The organism is Glaciecola sp. G7-5, assembly GCF_055808975.1.
This window is the reverse complement of sequence record NZ_CM147892.1, coordinates 2,495,311-2,513,021: the sequence shown is the minus strand read 5'-3', so window position 1 is coordinate 2,513,021 and position 17,711 is coordinate 2,495,311. Positions and strand designations below refer to the sequence as shown.

General features: G+C 40.6%; 15 protein-coding genes and 1 tRNA gene. 7 read left to right on the top strand and 9 right to left on the bottom strand.

All coding sequences use genetic code 11. From position 1 onward, the window contains the following. Positions 1-7 precede the first annotated feature (7 nt). The 4 genes from AC0L6H_RS11055 to AC0L6H_RS11040 all read right to left on the bottom strand — a co-directional run bounded on the left by AC0L6H_RS11055 (position 8) and on the right by AC0L6H_RS11040 (position 2,549). Positions 8-1,000, bottom strand: coding sequence for a response regulator (locus AC0L6H_RS11055; protein ID WP_473394359.1), 993 nt, complete (start codon positions 998-1,000; stop codon positions 8-10). A gap of 103 nt (positions 1,001-1,103) precedes the next feature. After that, a complete protein-coding gene (locus tag AC0L6H_RS11050; protein ID WP_473394358.1) occupies positions 1,104-1,817 on the bottom strand; it encodes an LrgB family protein in 714 nt (237 codons plus the stop codon). Beyond that, positions 1,817-2,176 carry a CidA/LrgA family protein gene (locus tag AC0L6H_RS11045; RefSeq protein WP_473394357.1) on the bottom strand — a complete coding sequence of 120 codons (360 nt, stop codon included), beginning with the start codon at positions 2,174-2,176 and terminating at the stop codon, positions 1,817-1,819. The genes AC0L6H_RS11050 and AC0L6H_RS11045 overlap by 1 nt, the downstream gene beginning before the upstream one ends. Before the next feature lie 43 nt (positions 2,177-2,219). Then, positions 2,220-2,549, bottom strand: coding sequence for a hypothetical protein (locus AC0L6H_RS11040; RefSeq protein ID WP_473394355.1), 330 nt, complete (start codon positions 2,547-2,549; stop codon positions 2,220-2,222). Positions 2,550-2,870: 321 nt separating this feature from the next. Here AC0L6H_RS11040 and AC0L6H_RS11035 point away from each other — a divergent pair. Beyond that, positions 2,871-2,947: transfer RNA gene (locus AC0L6H_RS11035), tRNA-Ile, on the top strand. A gap of 344 nt (positions 2,948-3,291) precedes the next feature. Here the strand turns inward: AC0L6H_RS11035 and AC0L6H_RS11030 are convergent. Both AC0L6H_RS11030 and AC0L6H_RS11025 read right to left on the bottom strand, forming a co-directional pair. Next, positions 3,292-3,552, bottom strand: a complete 261-nt coding sequence (locus AC0L6H_RS11030) for a hypothetical protein (RefSeq protein ID WP_473394354.1) — start codon at positions 3,550-3,552, stop codon at positions 3,292-3,294. After that, positions 3,549-5,618, bottom strand: a complete 2,070-nt coding sequence (locus AC0L6H_RS11025; protein ID WP_473394353.1) for an RHS repeat protein — start codon at positions 5,616-5,618, stop codon at positions 3,549-3,551. Before AC0L6H_RS11025 ends, AC0L6H_RS11030 begins: the two co-directional genes overlap by 4 nt. Positions 5,619-5,941: 323 nt before the next feature. Here AC0L6H_RS11025 and AC0L6H_RS11020 point away from each other — a divergent pair, with 323 nt between their 5' ends. From AC0L6H_RS11020 to AC0L6H_RS11010, 3 genes are all read left to right on the top strand, one after another. Next, positions 5,942-6,100 carry a hypothetical protein gene (locus AC0L6H_RS11020; protein ID WP_473394351.1) on the top strand — a complete coding sequence of 53 codons (159 nt, stop codon included), beginning with the start codon at positions 5,942-5,944 and terminating at the stop codon, positions 6,098-6,100. Then, a complete protein-coding gene (locus AC0L6H_RS11015; RefSeq protein WP_473394350.1) occupies positions 6,090-6,683 on the top strand; it encodes a Fic/DOC family protein in 594 nt (197 codons plus the stop codon). Before AC0L6H_RS11020 ends, AC0L6H_RS11015 begins: the two co-directional genes overlap by 11 nt. Before the next feature lie 478 nt (positions 6,684-7,161). Then, positions 7,162-8,100: a nuclease-related domain-containing protein gene (locus AC0L6H_RS11010; RefSeq protein ID WP_473394348.1), complete on the top strand. Its 939-nt coding sequence runs from the start codon at positions 7,162-7,164 to the stop codon at positions 8,098-8,100. A 306-nt stretch (positions 8,101-8,406) separates the two neighbouring features. Here AC0L6H_RS11010 and AC0L6H_RS11005 read toward each other — a convergent pair whose 3' ends face one another. After that, complete coding sequence (locus AC0L6H_RS11005) at positions 8,407-8,907, bottom strand: PIN domain-containing protein (RefSeq protein WP_473394347.1); 501 nt, start codon at positions 8,905-8,907, stop codon at positions 8,407-8,409. Further along, complete coding sequence (locus AC0L6H_RS11000; RefSeq protein WP_473394346.1) at positions 8,888-9,961, bottom strand: helix-turn-helix domain-containing protein; 1,074 nt, start codon at positions 9,959-9,961, stop codon at positions 8,888-8,890. The genes AC0L6H_RS11005 and AC0L6H_RS11000 overlap by 20 nt, the downstream gene beginning before the upstream one ends. A 772-nt stretch (positions 9,962-10,733) precedes the next feature. Between AC0L6H_RS11000 and AC0L6H_RS10995 the strand changes: the two genes are divergently transcribed. Together AC0L6H_RS10995 and AC0L6H_RS10990 are read left to right on the top strand one after the other, a co-directional pair. Further along, positions 10,734-11,540: a UDP-2,3-diacylglucosamine diphosphatase gene (locus AC0L6H_RS10995; RefSeq protein WP_473394344.1), complete on the top strand. Its 807-nt coding sequence runs from the start codon at positions 10,734-10,736 to the stop codon at positions 11,538-11,540. Positions 11,541-11,560: 20 nt separating this feature from the next. Continuing rightward, positions 11,561-12,382 (top strand): lipase family protein, encoded by an 822-nt coding sequence (locus AC0L6H_RS10990; protein ID WP_473394343.1) that lies wholly within the window; start codon positions 11,561-11,563, stop codon positions 12,380-12,382. Positions 12,383-12,661: 279 nt separating this feature from the next. Here AC0L6H_RS10990 and AC0L6H_RS10985 read toward each other — a convergent pair whose 3' ends face one another. After that, positions 12,662-14,932 carry a hypothetical protein gene (locus tag AC0L6H_RS10985; protein ID WP_473394342.1) on the bottom strand — a complete coding sequence of 757 codons (2,271 nt, stop codon included), beginning with the start codon at positions 14,930-14,932 and terminating at the stop codon, positions 12,662-12,664. A gap of 602 nt (positions 14,933-15,534) precedes the next feature. Here AC0L6H_RS10985 and AC0L6H_RS10980 point away from each other — a divergent pair. Beyond that, positions 15,535-17,484, top strand: coding sequence for a metallophosphoesterase (locus AC0L6H_RS10980; RefSeq protein ID WP_473394340.1), 1,950 nt, complete (start codon positions 15,535-15,537; stop codon positions 17,482-17,484). Positions 17,485-17,711 lie beyond the last annotated feature (227 nt).

Genomic DNA, 17,711 nt, shown 5'->3' with positions numbered 1-17,711 from the left:
GTGCATATTATTCCTCAATTAGGTGAGCCAGCTTAGCGTTCATCATTTCCATTGACTCTTCTGTAAACAATAGAACAAGGTCACAATTGATATTGAAGCCTTCAAGCCCGTAGCTTACTTCTATGGCAAGGGTTTTGCGCCAAGCACTCTTATTTGCACTAATGAGCTCTTGCACACTTTGGTGCTGACCTAAAACCACGGGGTGGCCTTGTCTAAATTGCATATCGAGTTGTTTGGCAATCCCCGATAAGCAAGTGCCAATCAGCAAGCTAGCCGCATCCATAAGAAGCTCAAGTTGAAGTCGGTCGTCAATCTCACCGGGAATTTTCAAGATTTTGGCGACATCACCAAAACTAGAATCACTTAAAATAAATAAGGCCTCACCGCTAATACCGTCCCCCAGAAATCCTTGGCAAACACCTGAGGTTGATTCACCATGCTCAACATCATTAAGCATCATATGCAGCTCAGAAACTTCTATTAAGTTAACGTTGGGAATGGGCAATTTAACAAACACGCCCATTATTCTGGCAAGGTGATCACCCGCCTGCCCCATTGCCACATTCACCACTTCTTGATAACAGTCGCGAACGACTTCGTCTAATTCAAAGTTCTTTTTACTGGTCGGTTCTTCGGCAAGGAGAAACTTATGCTTGGTAAGCACAGCAGAAAGTTCTTCGCTACTAACGGGTTTTTGAATAAAGTCGATTGCGCCTAAGTCAGCCACTCGCTTTTTCGCTTCAGGCTGGATATCGCCCGACACAACAATGGTTTTGGTTCCAAGCTGGAGCTCATTTATTTGCTGTAAAGTGCCATAACCATCAAGCACAGGCATGTTCAAGTCAAGTAAGAGTAAGTCACCTTTGCCATCACGAATGGCGGTTATCGCTTCTGCCCCGTGTTTCGCAAAATGCACGCTTCCTTCCATATCTTGAGGGAGACATTTGGCGACCTGTTTGCGCGCTACTAAAGAGTCGTCGCAAATGAGCACTGAGAGCATAAAATAGTAAACCGTGATGAAATTTTATCGATACATTGATATCGGCAAGAGCATAGGTCACTTGAGCTAAGTCTTTGTGTGTTTCTTCTTGAGAAAAAAGCTGTTAGCCAAACAGTATAGGCAGTAATAAGGAGGTGACAATGCCATTTACGCACAAGGCGAGCGTAGCAAATGCAGTACATTGCTCACTAATAGAAATTGTTCGGGCAGTGCCAATAGCGTGCGATATAGCGCCTAAAGCGGTGCCTTGGGCTGCATGATTGTTTACTTTTATAAGTGCAAAAAGCGACGGACCACAAATAGCGCCTACAATGCCAGTACTAATAACCAATACTGCAGCCAAAGAAGGAATGCCCCCAATCGCGCTCGCTGCATCCATTGCCAACGGTGTTGTTATCGATTTTACTAATACAGACATTTGTAAATTTAAGGGAGTATTGAGCAAATATACGCTGGTCCACGACAGTACAGGTGCAATGGTACCGGCAATGATGATAGGTAGCAATACCCGCCAACTCATTCTCATCAATAGCGCAAGTTGCTTATAAAGAGGCACAGCGAGTGCAACTGTGGCAGGCCCTAATAAGGCCGACAGCAAATGGGTATAGCGTTGATACTCGCTAACACTGGTATCGCTTAGGTATTGCAATAAAATAATTGCCGAGCTACTTACAATTAGCGGATGAAGAAAAGGATGAATAAACCACAATGACGACGATACTTTATAAAGATGTAAGGCAGCAAAATAGATAAAAATAGTGACGCAAAGCCATATTATGGTTGCCACCCAATTAATGTCGAACAATAGGTTATACATTAGCTCTCCCCTTCGTTATTAGCAGGGGGTAGTGGATTTAACATATACATTAGACGCTGCGCGATTAATGCCGTAATTGCCAAGCTAAGTAAGGTAGAGACGACGATAGACAGCAATAAGGCCAAAGGATAGGCAACAATAAGGTCGATAAAGTTAACTACCGCAACAATGGCCGGAATAAAAAACAATGACATATGGGAGAGTAATGGCGTAGCGGCGATTGAAATTGCCGTTGGTAAACATTTAAGTAGAAGCAGAGTTATAAACAACACCGCGATGCCCAATAAGGCGGGTGGCGTGCTTATGCCAAGGTTGGTCAACAGATATTTTGCGCTGGCGAATAAAGAACTTAAAAACAAAAGACCAACTAAAAATTGGCCTATGTGTGAAACAAAGCGAAGTTTAGAAGGTGCTTTCTTGGTGGACGGTGATGAAATAATTAGTCCCTTTTTTCGAGTAATCGATTTTAAATTCTTTGTTATTTAGGGTTTGTACAAAGAGTAGGTTTTTGTAGTCACCGAAATTTTCAGAAGAAGAAATGTCAACCTTAGCGACGTCCATACGCTTAGCTTCAAGCTTATTTTCTGGCACTTTTCCTTTGTATTCTTCTAGTCCATTATGCATTACAAGCAATACAGGGTCTTGGCGACTGTTCACTATGAGTAAGTCAACCTTGCGCTTTTTGTGTATTATTGTATTGCGACCACTTAGAATATACGGATCTTCTCTCATAACTCGTTGCTACCCTTAACATAAATAATTTTTTGCTTTTACGGAATAGCGTGCCGAATTCACAAACACCTATTCAAAATAGCAAATTTTTTCAATCAATTCACTTATTTGACGGCAGATCTACACTAAACTTTAGTACTAACAACAAGCTGAACCATAAATAAGTAAAAAAGTGGCTAAATGCTAATGACATTCGTCTCAAAACTATTTATACTTCGCACCGCTTTAGAGCAAGGCAAACTTACTCAGTTCGTTAAGGCATAGCGCAAGCTCCTCATAACGACAAATAAAGCAGCAAGCAAACACAAGCTTTCAAAATGTGGCCCGATAGCTCAGTTGGTTAGAGCATCCGACTCATAATCGGCAGGTCCCCTGTTCAAGTCAGGGTCGGGCCACCATTTTTTCGATACAAATCAATGATTTAATTCTGACCCGCCGATTATGGATATTGGGTCTGGATGGTGCTTATGGCTGATTTGTAGCGACTATCTATGATGATGTTAGCTACTCGCTTTCACGAACATCTTTATATTTGCGGGTATTGGTAACTTTCGAGTTTTCGGTGTTTGGGGTGGGGGTTCTGTAATCTTCTAAGTTGCTGATATTACTCATCTGGCTCTTCATAACTTTCGAGATTATAGCCTAAAACAAGAAAGATTTATACGGTGATGAAGATTGCTAGTACTGGGGCTGGTGATGATAGGCGCCAAACTTTTATAAAATAGAATGGCGCCATCAGGAACTAATCTTTTGCGTATGCTTTGAATTTACTTGAAAGTAAAAAATACAAACAAGAGAAAGCAAGAAGGCTCACCATTAGTAGCGGGGTTCCGTATTCTTCCACTAAAAATGTCATGTCATATTCAAAAATAAACAATAGAAAAATAGCGTGTAAAACCACTGCTAGAAAAAGGGTAACCATCATCGCAGCAGATTCAGCCCAAATCAATCTATCTTCTTTTCCAAATAACTTACATAAACCAAAGAATAATCTCTTCATCATTGATTGCCCCCAACAGGAGTGTGAAACTCATCTTCACGACGACCCACAACTTTGTAATAAATGAATTTTGTTAAGTTACCGCCTGACAGGTAATCCGCCCCATAATAGGCTGCGGCCACACCCCAGCCAATAGGTCCTGCGAAAGCCGCTGCCCCTGCCGCAATATCAGCAATACCATCAATGCCTCGTAACGCCATATCCTCATTGGATTTTCCTCTATTTCTCATGTCTACTATGTCAGATACTGTGGTGCCAGCCGTAATTAAGCTCCCTACTAAAAATGCATAATTCCCAATAAGCCTAGCCTTATCCCAAACCTTTCCGTGATTCTTATATTTGTCTGACCATCTCCGCTTTGTTTTTTCGGTCTTGTTTTGAATGTAACCAGCGACAAGTCCGGTTGGTGTGATGATATTGTCATTAACGTCACCTATTGATGCACCATCACCACCATTGTCGGGCGTATAGGTGGTCTGGTAGGTGTCAACCCCCTTGGTTTGGCCTATATATTCCCAGCCATCACTGTCTGTTGGTTTTGGTGTGCCACCTGCATCACCAGTTCCACCTACATTGGTACCACTATCTTGCTTACCAATTTCTGGAGTGCCTGTAGTATTTGCAATGGTCTTTCCATTTAAATTCCTAACACTTGTAACCGCGCCGTTAGTTATGGTCGCTGTGCCAACTACCACTGATTCTTTCGACATTATCCGACCATCAAAGCGATTTACCTCTCGCTCTTCTGTTACATTTGCTTCCTGAGCTTTTTGCGTATCAGTAGCCACTTGTGCTTCGGTGGATTCTGAAACTTCGGCCAAATACCCAGTCGGATCCGTCCCCGCCATCGGATTATTCATGATATACGAATAGGGGTTAATGCTCTGGCTACTCTCAGGCATTTGAATAAAGGGGTCGACCGACATAAACCGCCCAAGGTTATAATCATAGATTCTCCCATTCATATGCACAAGCTCTTGTTCTACTAATTGCTCATGACCTGTATAGCCGCGGTAATTGCCGTCCCATGAACTCAACGACGCCATGATGGAGCCGGTGCCTGCGTCAATAGGGCGACCAAATATGCCATGGGCTCGGTGGCGTATTACAATCGGTGAGCTCGTGCTGCCTTTAATTAGGGTGCTGGGGCTGCCTAAGCGGTCAACTAAATTGTGTACTACGCTGGCGGTATATTGGGGTGTTCCCGCTACGGTTTTGTATAAGGTGGTGTGGTTGCCAATGTAGGTTTTATCGACAATGTGATTGCCCGGCTGCACTTCGCGCTCAAAGCCTTTGCCTACATAGTAGGTCACGGTGGTTGTGTTACCGGTGGTCTTCGTTTGTTTATAGCGCATGCCATCGGCACCGTATTTAAACGTAGATGTAGTGCCGTTTTTAATGAGGGTCGTGGGCTTGTTGTCTTTGTTGTAAACGGTTTGCGTTAAACCGTTACCGGTGAGCATATTTCCATTGTCGTCGTAGGTGAAATAGTAGTTGGTACTGCCACGCGTAATCCGCCTTACCGCATTGGGACCGGCGTTACCCCCTTGGCTACGCGTAGTGTTATAGGTGAAGTTACTGGCATAATCACTTTTTTTAGTAATGTTGCCCACACTATCAAATTCATAGTCGTAATTGGCCACAACGGTGTTACCCATTTTAACGCGTGCCGCTTGTACCCGCATGAGTTCATCGTAGACATATTCTTCAGCAAAGCCGGTGATGAGGTTGTGTTGTTTACGTAGGTTGCCCATATCATCAAAATCGTAGTCAATATCTTGATACGCATTGGCACAATTACTGTTGGTGCCCGCACAAACCCCTTGAACCGCGCCGGTACTGGTACGCATAAATTTTTGGTAAATATTGCTGCCAAAGCGTTGATTGGTAATATTACCCAGTGCATCCATGTCGGTTATTTGCCGCAGCACTTCATCGCCAGACGATGTATGACGAAATTCGCTCGTAAGGTAACCGTAGTCATTGTAGGTATAGCCAATCACTTCACCACTGGGGCTCTTTTCCCCTTTTACAGTGCCTAATATGGCGTGATATGCAAATTGCTGCACAAACGCGTTACCGTCAATTTGCGTAGTAATACTATTTACTCTGCTTTGGCTGTCGTAGCTAAAGGTTTTTACTTCACCGTCACCATTGCGTTGGTATGCTACTTCTTGACGCCCAGTGTAGACCGGTAGCGTAAATTGGCCCTTTGTAAACTAAGCAGAAGATCGGTCAATGGATCGTTAAATATTTATTAACTGATCGGCATTAAGCTAGTTTGTTGCCTTTTAAACTCGAATTAATTCTCAAGAAGTGTATTTTCAGTTAGTCTGTTTCATGGCAATTTATGGCTGAATAGGTTAAAATAATTAGTAACCTAGGAGGCTTTATGGTTACCACAACTTCTAAGACTAGCAATCAGCGCAAGACTAAGTTTACACCCAATATGGATAACTTTAAGGTCAGTTTAAGCTACGAAGGTCTTTCACTGAAAAAAAGTAATGAAGGCAAGAGTATTGATGAATTGAAGCGCAAGTATGCGAGATAAATACGGGGTAGCTCACGATAAATATTGCTACCCTGATTCTGATGTATTAATTAACCTTTTAGAAATACGAGACTCAGATGTACTGGACGAAGCGGAAGCTGAGTTTACTGCTGAACGCTATAGAACATACGAATCTTCACCACTGTCACTTTCTGATTTTTCATTCGAACATCTAAAGCACCTTCATCATCACCTTTTTCAAGATTTATACGAATGGGCTGGTAAAACGCGGGATGTAGACATTTCCAAAGGTGACACGCGTTTTTGTACTTGGACACGAATCGAGCCTGAAGCAAACAAGTTATTTAGAACTATTCCTGCCTTAGCAGATTGCCATGATCATGATGAGCTAATTGAAAAGGTAGCAGACCTATTTTGTGAGCTTAATTTGCTTCACCCGTTTCGTGAAGGAAACGGTAGGGTATTACGTTTCTTTTTTGAAGAGATGTTGTACACCATTGGCTATGATGTGACATGGCCTAATAATTCTCAGCAAGACTGGATTGATGCAAATATTGCAGGTGTCAATTTAAACCTTGATTTACTTAAAGTGATTTTTAGCCAAACTATCTCAGAGCTTTGAAAATGTGCTAAAGCACTGGTAAATTCGTGACTCATCAAACAGATCAAATATTAGTTAAATTTTTGTATTTTCAAAGATATTCTGGTAGATAAATCGTTGATGCAGGAGCCACTCCACTTAATGTCTAAAATATTCGTAGGGATCCCTCAGAACCCGAACCCTTAAAGTCCCTCTGAGCTTTCTCTAAACCCATAGACACTCTCAAGACCAAGGCAGTATATCGCTTTAACTATTCTTATATCCGTTCAGGTGTGATCTGTTTAGTGCATAGACCTCATCGAAATTTCTTTAAACTCTTGAATGTGTGTGAAGTCGAATGCTAGCCCACATTGACCCTCGCCCCATGTTAATAGCCTCTTCGTTAGCGTATCACAAACAATATCTAACACATGAGGCAGCTACTTAAACCTACCAAAGAAAAATGTAATCTTAAATAAAAGTTAGCACTAACCAAACTATTATCGGATACTTTTCTCATATGATCATGAAAACTAAAGAAAAACAAAATTCTGTCTCGCGTACTGCCATTGCGGGAGAAAATCATGAGCTAAATGTTGCTTTCTACCTCAGGCGAGCTTTCAAAGACAACCAACAGGTTCATATAATTAACGACCTACGTTTTAGTTACAATGGCGAGTCTGCACAGATTGACCATCTGGTGATATATCCCTTCGGATTCATACTTATTGAATCTAAAAGTATTGCAGGTATTGTTAAAGTGAATAAAAAGGGTGAGTGGTCTAGAACGGTCAACAATAGATGGCAAGGCATCTCGTCTCCGCTTAAACAAGTTGAGCTACAAGAAAAACTTCTAAAAGAGTTTTTACACCACAATAGAGAAGTAATCTTGCCAAAGTTTTTGGGGATACAACAAACAATGAATGGACGGCAATGGCATGGATTGTGTGCTGTTTCAAGCAATGCTGTTCTTGAAAGAACTACGATGCCAGAGGTAGTATCTAGCAAGGTAGTAAAATCTGAGTTTATTCAGGATGAAGTCTATACGCTGATGAATTTACGAAAAAATATGCTTCATGCAGTTACCGATAGCCGCGCTAGTTTCAGCAAAGATGAATTAAATTCGATTACTTCATTTCTGCTTGAAGCTAGCGAAAACAAAAAAGTTATAGAAACTGATCAGCACACTATTGAAGATGATAAATTAGCGTTAAATGTCGTTATTCCACTTAACAATAGTTTTACTTGCAAACATTGTGGTGAGAAAAATAAGTTAGTAGATAATTACGGACGATTTGGCTATTACGTGACTTGCAATACCTGTGAAAAAACAACCGCAATGAAGAGCAACTGTCCATGTTGCCAAAGTAAAAATACCAAAGTTTCTAAAAAGGCAAAAATTTATACTTTAAATTGTCTAGATTGTTCGCATCAACCTATCGTCTTTAATAAAGACTGATTTATGTCTACTCACTATTTTTTTCATTCTTTGTAGATGAATTGCTAAGAAGCCGATTTGGGATATTGGGTCTGGATGGTGATTGTGGCAACTTTGAAGCAATATAAATATTGTTATGTGCGATTCGTTTTACGTTAATTACTTTGCTAGATAACACAAACGTACGGTTGTAACAAAAAGCTTACTAAGGAAAGCTGCAAAGTCCAGTGTCGTTTCAAGCAAACTAACCCCTCGATATACATTGTTTTAGTTGGAGTATCACGGATTTTGTAAGTTGGATATTATGTGCCCCATCCAAACAACATATTAATTATTTTCTGCTTGATCAAATTGAAACAAAGCTTCCTCGGCATCTCGCCACGGTAATCTTCTTCCATTAGCCTTCATTCTAGTATAGGCGGATCGCGCTTGTATCGTGCTAATTCTTTGATGAATGACTAATTGGTTCACGATCCAGATAGTACCTTGTACGATAGCCGCCTCTTTTTCAGCAGCAATTCTAAGCGCCTTATCGCCTGTTAGCAAAGGGCATTGCTCTTGCTTAGCCAATGCCAACGCAAAACAGTCATTTCGACTCGCTTTTGTATAGGTCCCTGTCAGTTGCATTGCATATACCATTGAGTCAGATGAGACTTCCTTTAAGGTTAAACCAAGCTCTAGCAAGTAGTCATGCTCATCTTCGAGCTCTTCGTAAAAGAGAATATCAGGTGTTGCAAAATTATATGGTAATTGAAAAATATCCTCTAGTAGGCCGCCTTCTTCCATGTCGATTAAGATATTGGCATCGCTAATTAGGAGCTGCTGCACTTAGCACCTCCAGTTTCCGTTCCTTGTGAAAACTGGATAAAGAAACACCTAACAACTCTGCAGCTTTAGATTCACCAATGTATTCTTCCCCTAGCGCTCGATAAACCAATTGTTTCAATAGAAAGGTAGTTTCTTGTTCGTATGGTTGACCAGGTTCTTGAGCACGCCACCCTTTCTTACTGAAAGACATAAATAAACCGCGTTGAGCCGATTCAGAAATGATGCCGCATTGACCTGCGCGGTATAGGGTAGCTAACATGCTAATTCCATATTCGTGCTTCAGCATAAATAATTCGCGTGGTTCAATGTAGCGACGGCTCTGACCCAAATGTTCGATTAAAGCTTGTTTAGGTAATAAGAATGCTCCAGCAAAAAGATTACACGCTTTTTCTTCATCTATATCATCGGCCAATCGGCTGTGCACGACTAAATGACCTAATTCATGAGCAAGAGTAAAACGCTGGCGATCTCCGCTTTGACTTGTAGAAATAACTACAACCGGAGTAGAACCAATATTTCCTGCCAGACCATCAAATTTTTTACGCGTCTCTACGTCAGTCGTAATGATCATGATTCCCTTGGCTTCCAGGGTATCAATCATGTCATGAATCGGGTTTAAGCCAAGATCCCACTGTTCTCGCATCTGAATAGCAAGATCTTCTACTTCTTCCAAAGTTTCGATTTTTTTTGTAAGCCCTTCAGGCAAAGAAAATGCAGGGATAGGTTTGACAGAATCAGGGTACAAATCTAACAACTCATGCCAACGTTCAGCCTGATCGATCACATCTTCATTGATACGATCTAAGGTTTTCTTAGGCGTGCTTGCTCGTTTGCGATACTCGACGCCTTCGAGCTGTACCTTAGTAGGACGGAAGAAGTACTCTGTGCGAACATCAAGAGCCTTGGCAAGCTTTAATAGGTTTGATGAAGAAGGCATAGCATCCCCATGCTCGTACTTTTTTATCGCATTGGCTGATAAGCCAATTTGGCAGCCCAAAGCTTTCATTGATAGCCCTGCGGCTTTTCGAGCTCGCCCTAATCGTTCAGCAAACATAATAATATCCTTTCCCATTTGGTTTACATTTTATATATATTTTTATTTTTTGTAAACCAAAGTGTATCCATTTAGTTTGTCAAAACTTGGGATATCAAGTATGTTTGTTAAGTAATAATGTGTAGCAAGCATGTATTTAATGACGAGTAATTACTTGCAAACATTGTGGTGAGAAAAATGAGTTAGTAGATCATTATGGACGATTTGGCTATTAGGTGACTTGCAATACCTGTGAAAAAACAAACGCAATGAAGAGCAATTGTCCATGTTGCCAAAGTAAAAATACCAAAGTTTCTAAAAAGGCAAAAATTTATACTTTAAATTGTCTAGATTGTTCGCATCAACATATCGTCTTTAATAAAGACTGATTTATGTCTACTCACAATTTTTCTCATTCTTTGTAGATGAATTACTAAGAATCCGCCGATTTTGGATATTAGGTCTGGATGGTGATTGTGGCAACTTTGAAGCAATATAAATATTGTTATGTGCGATTCGTTTTCCTTTAATTACTTTGCTAATTAACACAAACGTTCGGTTGTAACAAAAAGCTTAGTAAGGAAAGCTGCGAAGTCCAGTGTCGTTCTCAAGCAAACTGACCCCTTGATAGACCGACCCCTTGATAGACCCCCTAGTCGACTTCCTCGAAGTCGACCCATTAAAGTACTAGGTACGCCACCATTTGTCACAGTATCTTCATTAATATGTCAACTAACCGTCAAGTACCCCCATTAATCTAGCGCTCCAAGTAAAGCTCTTACTTGGAACTACAATGGTCAAGGCCCCACATTTTAGAAGCGTATTCATTTCAGACACTCATCTTGGCAACAAAGACTGCAAAGCAGACTTTTTGCTTCACTTTTTGAACAACATGAGCTGCGAACGACTTTATCTTGTAGGTGATATTGTTGATATGTGGTCAATGAGCAAACAATTTCGTTGGCCAGATGCTCACAACGAGGTAATGCATAAAATTATCGCATTGAGTCATGGCAAAACCAAAGTCATATTCTTGCCGGGAAATCATGATGCTCCCCTGCAAAAGTATTCAGGCATGCAGTTTGGCGACATAGAGATTAAGCGTCAGTATGTGCATCACACCGCCGCAAATAAACGCTATTTAGTGTTACACGGCGATCAGTGCGATGGTGACGTTACCTTAGGTAAATTCCATGCATGGATAGGTGACAAAGCATACGATGTATTGCTGTTTGCCAACCGGTGGTTTAATCGTGTTCGCAGTTGGCGAAATGGACACTACTGGTCCCTTGCTGGCTATATTAAGCAACGAGTTAAAGGAGCCAACAAAGCGATAGAGCGTTATAAACAAGCAACTACAAAGCGCGCTCAAGACTTATCCTTAGATGGTGTTATTTGCGGCCATATTCATCATCCAGAATCTGACACGGTAAATGGCATCCACTACGTTAACGATGGCGATTGGATAGAAAATTGCTCTGCCTTGGTAGAAGACAGTAAAGGCAGCCTTAACCTCATCGATTGGGTCGCCTACACTAAAGAAGCCACCGTATCGGAGTTAGACATTGAACGTATTGGTGCCACTAAAAAAGCTGCATGATTCTTGATTTTGGATAACATTTGAAAAAGCTCAAGCGCTACCAGTACGAGCGATACGCCGTATTGTGTAAATTGGCATATCCGAGAGAATTTGACTACGAGGCTCTTGGTTTTTCAGAGCATCAGCATCATGCCGTTTATAACGTACATCGGGCAGTCATTGCGCGAATACTTATCCGCCCTCAGAAAAAAGAAGTCATCGTATTGTTTAGAGGGACGCAATCTTTGCAAGATTGGCTTCTAAATTTCTGTATCTTCCCCAAAAAAGCTAAAGGAAAGTTTGCACCTGGGCGAAAGGGTAACGGCTTTGTACATTTTGGTTATCAGTTTTTAATCGATCAAGAAAGTACAATCTGCGCAGCAAGTGGTGGACAAACGCAGTATGAAAGAGCTGGTCAAAGCGTATATCAGCAAATTGAAAACATATTAGAACCACTTATCGCATCAGGCAAACGTATCACCTTTACAGGTCATTCTTCAGGTGGTGCTATGGCAGTACTATCGGCGCAGCGTTTAGAGCTGTCATTTCCTCGTAGCGTTCGCCGGGTCGTCACTTTTGGACAGCCTTCAACAAGTTTTAGAATATTTCATAAGTACTATTTACTACACAAACGCACCTTCCGGGTGTGTTGTGATTTAGACATTGTGACTTTTCTGCCGCCCCTTCCAGGCCTATTTGTTCATGTGGGTCGCTCGCTATGGCTCCACGATGGGCGTATTTTTGAAGATGCTAGACCATTATGGCGCTTATATCGGGTAATATCGCGCTGGCTAATATCGCCTATTTCCTATCATTACATGCACAAATATATTCGCGATAAAGACTTTTTCGATGAACATTAGTCATGAAAAATTACCTTTTTGACCCGCTTGCACAATAAGTATTGTGCTTTGCCTTAAAAGACATCAATCTTTTCTGCAACATAGCAACATAGTTACTTTATTACCGTCAAAAGTTTAACTTGCACCAGCGTTCGTCGTTTAAATTGGATTTAGTAAATTAGTGCTTTTCGTTGTTAGTCTTCAAGCAACCCACCCCCTTGAAGTCCAAACATAGTTTAATATTCGAGGGGATCCCTCAGAACCTGACCCTTTGATCCCATGGGATTTTCTAGTTAATACCTAACTTCGTACCTTAAATGGCGTAAAGTGGTAAATGTATATATCTTTTTCTTTATCTTTTGATACACCATAGAACTTGTCAGCTTTTGAAAAGATATAACTTGGCTTAGGTTTTAATGCAGTATTGTAGTAATGCTGGAATCCAAAGGTATCATCAACAATTTCAGTATATTTGTAGGTCTGCACCATAAACCCATTAGGTTTCCCATCTATTTGATCTGGTATCTTGTTTCCTTTCGAAATTTGTAACAGTCCTTTCATGCCCGATTGGTATTCGGCTAGTAACAAATAATTGCCTCTCTTAGCGTCTTCTTCTAGGAGAGATAACAGTTTTATTCTATCGTCAAGCAATGCCGAAACTACATTGCCTTCGCTATCGGGAAATATCACCAACAACCCTTCATCTTTTATTCGATAATGATGTACTCTCCCGACTACTTGTTGCCCAGTAACAGTAAAATCATCAGGTAACATAGCACGCAAATGACCGTAGGCTTTGTTTCTTAAGGTAAAATCGATATTATTTAATTTCCTACTATACTCTACGAGTAACTCTTGCCGCTTGTCTTTATAATTGCCTATTTGAATTTCTTTAATTGTCGAGGGTTTCTGCCAATCAAAATCAAATTCAAATAAAAATTCTTGCCCGTTTTTATATGCCAACGCATATTGAAGAAAAATTCGTATTTCATCATAGCTAGGCTCTAGAATAACTTGTTCCGAGAAATCTAATCGCGTATCCATTAGACCCCACTTTCCAGTGTCACCTTTGAAGGGAATTAATCTGCGTACGACTCTATCACCTAATTCAGCCTTTGGAAAAGATAGCACCATTTTCCGTTCGAATTCATGCTTGATTAACAAACCTTCTTTTCCATTTTGTTCTGCTTTGTAAATGCCACCTGCTAGTCGAGTGAGTTTATCAAAAACAGTTGCGCCATCTTGATAATATTCATGCCCAACCTTATTGTTGTTAGGGTTGAATATTGTTCTTCTGCCTTTGTATCGCAGGTCAATCGGCTTAAAAGGACTCGCGCCTTCCATTGAGATGGGTTCTTTTTTGTGGTTTGCTAAAAAGCCACTATTGGCTTTTTTGTAAAATCTATCATTCCCCATTATCATATATTCGTGACCATCTAGGGTGCTTACTGTGAGGTATTTGTCATCTTCATAACAAGACGTAGATGTAAATATGTAAGGAAAGGACTTTTTGGTTTTGCCATCCATAAAGCTATACAATATTCGGTCTTTAAGCTTTGAGGAAAAGCGATCAACACCTTGGCGCTCTACTTTTCGAACAATCGAGCCATCTGGGCAGGTGTATTTTATTTCGCCAACTGGTTCTATTAGGCCCTTTTCAATAGAATAGTAATCGATAGTGTCAAAGGCATTTAGTAACGACACCAACCCCAACCTTGATTCGTATTCGCTTATTTCCTTATTTACGAAGGGTACGACCACTCTATCGTTTAGGTCGATAACACCCAACCGTTTTACCCACTTACCATCTATACCTCTAACCATTGCGAACGCGGGTATATAGCCATCTTTTATCATGACACGCTCATCGTCTCGTGGTTCTAAACCCAAAACGTAAGTATTCTTCGTTAAGTAAGTCTTGGTTCTGGCATTGTATAATTTTACTTTGGGAAATTTTTGCGTTTTGCCATAAGCGTAATAGTTATTAAAGCCTCCACTCTCTACCCAAAACAGATCGTTGTGACCAAGAGCTATGTAACTTCCCTTTATTACATATTTTAAATTGAAGTTTTTGTCATAGAAACTAGTTTTTTTAGCGCCATCTTTTGTTTTTGAATGTAGCTTGTGGGAAGTATATGTGCCTTGTTTATTTACTACGCCATCATGGAAAATGACGTTTTTTTCAATGAAACGATAGTTAGCAGAATTTTTATCTAGCGCGATAACATGCCATTTACCTTTAGTGTCTCCTACAAGTAAAAAGCCGTTTAGAAGATCTTTTTTGATTTTTGCAAAGTCTCTTTGTGCTTTATAAAACGATTGGTTTCTGGGACTTGCTTGCTTCACTCTTTGCGCGTTTTCGGGCGGTCGATATACTTGTCTGCAATGTTTGTATCGACCGTGCCCTCCACAAACATGGCAAGTCTCAGTTACTTGCTCTGACTTAATAGAAGAGTTTGTGTAATAGTATTCTCGTGATTGATTCCAGCCGCCAGTATCTTTGTAGGTAAGGTTTTCATAGTCTCGGTAGCTATTTTTGTAGGTAGCGGTGCCTGTTCCTTTGCAGCTCATACACTGGCGCGTGCCACAAACGGTTTCATATTCCTGAGCGAAAGAAGTTTGACTAAAAGCCAAACAAACAAACGCAATATACAAGCATAGAAGTTTAGTCAGTTTGAGCATAACGTTATTTACATCGAAAATTCGTCGCCAAAAGCTTAGACTGCATGATTACTGCCTCCTTCTTCTTTGATTGCCACTATAAATATTAGACTCTTTTGCTAAATCATGGCAAGTACTTTCTTCGAATCAAGGGGTCAGGTTCGGAGTGATCCCCACGAATATTATTTCAAGCAACCTGAACCGTTGAAGTCGACCCGTTGAAGTCATTTCGTTTTCTGTATTATTTTAGGGGATAGTTACAATTTCGGTTTTATGAACTTTTTATAACATGATTAATTTGTAACATTCATGTCTTCTTGAACTGCTAATTTTTCTCGCGTCATTTAAGTTAACAACAAAACCTCTACTCGAAATGCAATATTTCGAGGAATGATTTGTATCGTTTTTAAATGGTTTGTATCGGTTAGCTCAAAGTGGGTTAAGCACCAATTGGACTCGATTCACTTTGCGCTAAATTTAGAAAATAAACTCATATGTGAGGGAAAACTAAAATGAAAGCTGTATCCATAAATACCCGTTTACTAGGCTTAATTTGCCTTACTACTGTGCTTTGTGCATGTGAAGACGAAAAAATCGTACAAGTAGAAGTACCTGTGGAAGTTGAGGTGCCAGTTGAAGTACCGGTACTAGTAAATGCAGAACATGCAATGTTAACCGACCCATTCCTACAAATTCCAACTGATAGTTCAGTCAACGTTGTATGGTTCACTAATTTTGAAGGTTCTGAACACACATTGACCTATGGTGACGCTGCTACTTCTGATGTTGCTACTACCCAGTTAAGCCGCATGATGGAAGATGTTTCCTCTCAACAATTTGGTAAAGCCTATGATGAAGTGAGCTATCGTTCGGTTTATCGACACGAAGCGACTGCTGAAGGCTTGACCGAAGGTGTACGGCTCGATTATTCAGTATCGAGTACAGATGAAGATGGTTTTGTATTTGCTAGTGATACTTTTACATTAGCGCCAGCGCCAGCAAAAGATGCACCGTTGAAAATCCTATTAACGTCTGATTTGCAGTCTAAAAAGAACGTCGTGGCTAATTACCAAAAAGTGGTTGAAACTGTGGGAATCCCTGATGCGGTTTTATTCGCTGGGGATTTTGTAAATGTACCAGATCGCGCTTCAGAATGGTTTGACCAAGCCAAAAATAACGCTCCTGGCTTCTTCCCCGCGCTGCAAGGCCACTATCAAAAATACTTACCAGGCTTCCCTTACAATGGAGGTGAAATTCTACAACATTCACCGTTGTTTGGCACTATAGGCAACCATGAAGTTATGGGACGATATAATCCTACTGAAGATGATTACTCTCTCAATGGAAGCTTCAATGATCCGCAACCAGTATGGTATGCGGAGGTAGCCTACGAAAAAGTTAAGGCCGACGTTAATCCAACGGATGATGCAGACATTAAAGCCCAATGGATTGCTGATCAATCACATAACCAAACTAGCTTCTTAGATATTTTCTCTTTTCCAAATGATGGTCAAGGCGGCGAAGAATACTACGCTACAGCATTTGGTGACGTATTTATTATTTCCATGAATGTATCAAGAATATGGCGCTCATGGAGCGTGTCTGGTGCCAGTAAATCGAAATTTGTTGAGGGTTTAAGTACCTTAGAAGACCCTTCTCAATGGGGGTTTGGTGAGTTTTTATTTGAACGCTTTGATAAAGATTCTGACCAATATGCATGGTTAGAATCAGTTATGGAAACGGATGCATTTAAAAATGCAAAATACAAAGTGGTAATGGCCCACCAAGGGGTATTTGGCTTAGGTGACAATACTGTTCCAGTACTATCTCAACCGGTTATGCAACTAGTGGAAACCGATACCCAAGGGAATGAATCTATTACTGAACTCACCTTTCCTTTGAGCGCGGATACGTGGACCAATGACGTTGAACCCATGCTAGCAAATGTCAGTGAGGTGCGTTATCAATACCCACTTGATCAAGATGTCTGGTTAAATGACATTGAACCTTTATTTTTGGAAAATGGTGTTGATTTAGTTCACATCGGGCACTCACACTTATGGAATCGTGCACAGGTTGAAGGTTTGCACTATTTAGAAAGCTCTAACGTAGGTAATTCCTACGGTGCTTATTATGTGGATAGTAGCGGTGTTTATACCAGAGATGTTCGTTCCAGTTATGCGGACTTTTGGGCTGATGTGAATTCAGCAAATCCTCGATGGTCTATTGAAGACTACCCACCCAATGGCGACCCTCAAAATCGCGTTATGAGTTTCCCCAACTTGTTTAGTCCTATGAGTTTAGAAAACGAAGAATATCCAAATTTACCATTTGTAACGAGCAATACCTTGTCAGTATTTTCTATTTTAGATACCGGAACAGGCACAGTACAAAGTTATGTGTTTGATCCCACAAATTTAAATTCAGAAGTACAATTATTCGACGAGTTTTCGATAGACTAAGATTCAAAATATACACTCAGCGAATAGTACAATTATGCGCTATTCGCTGATATTCTAGATAACCATACTATACCTTTTATGGATTGAGTTGGGAGGCTAGATAGCAGCGTCGGAAGATATACTGTTTGATGTTAACGGTGAGAGACTGTTTGGGATAAGACAAACCGGCTTCAATTTTTATGGTGTTTTTGACACCAGATTAATTTTTGAGAGAGGTTTAAAAATGG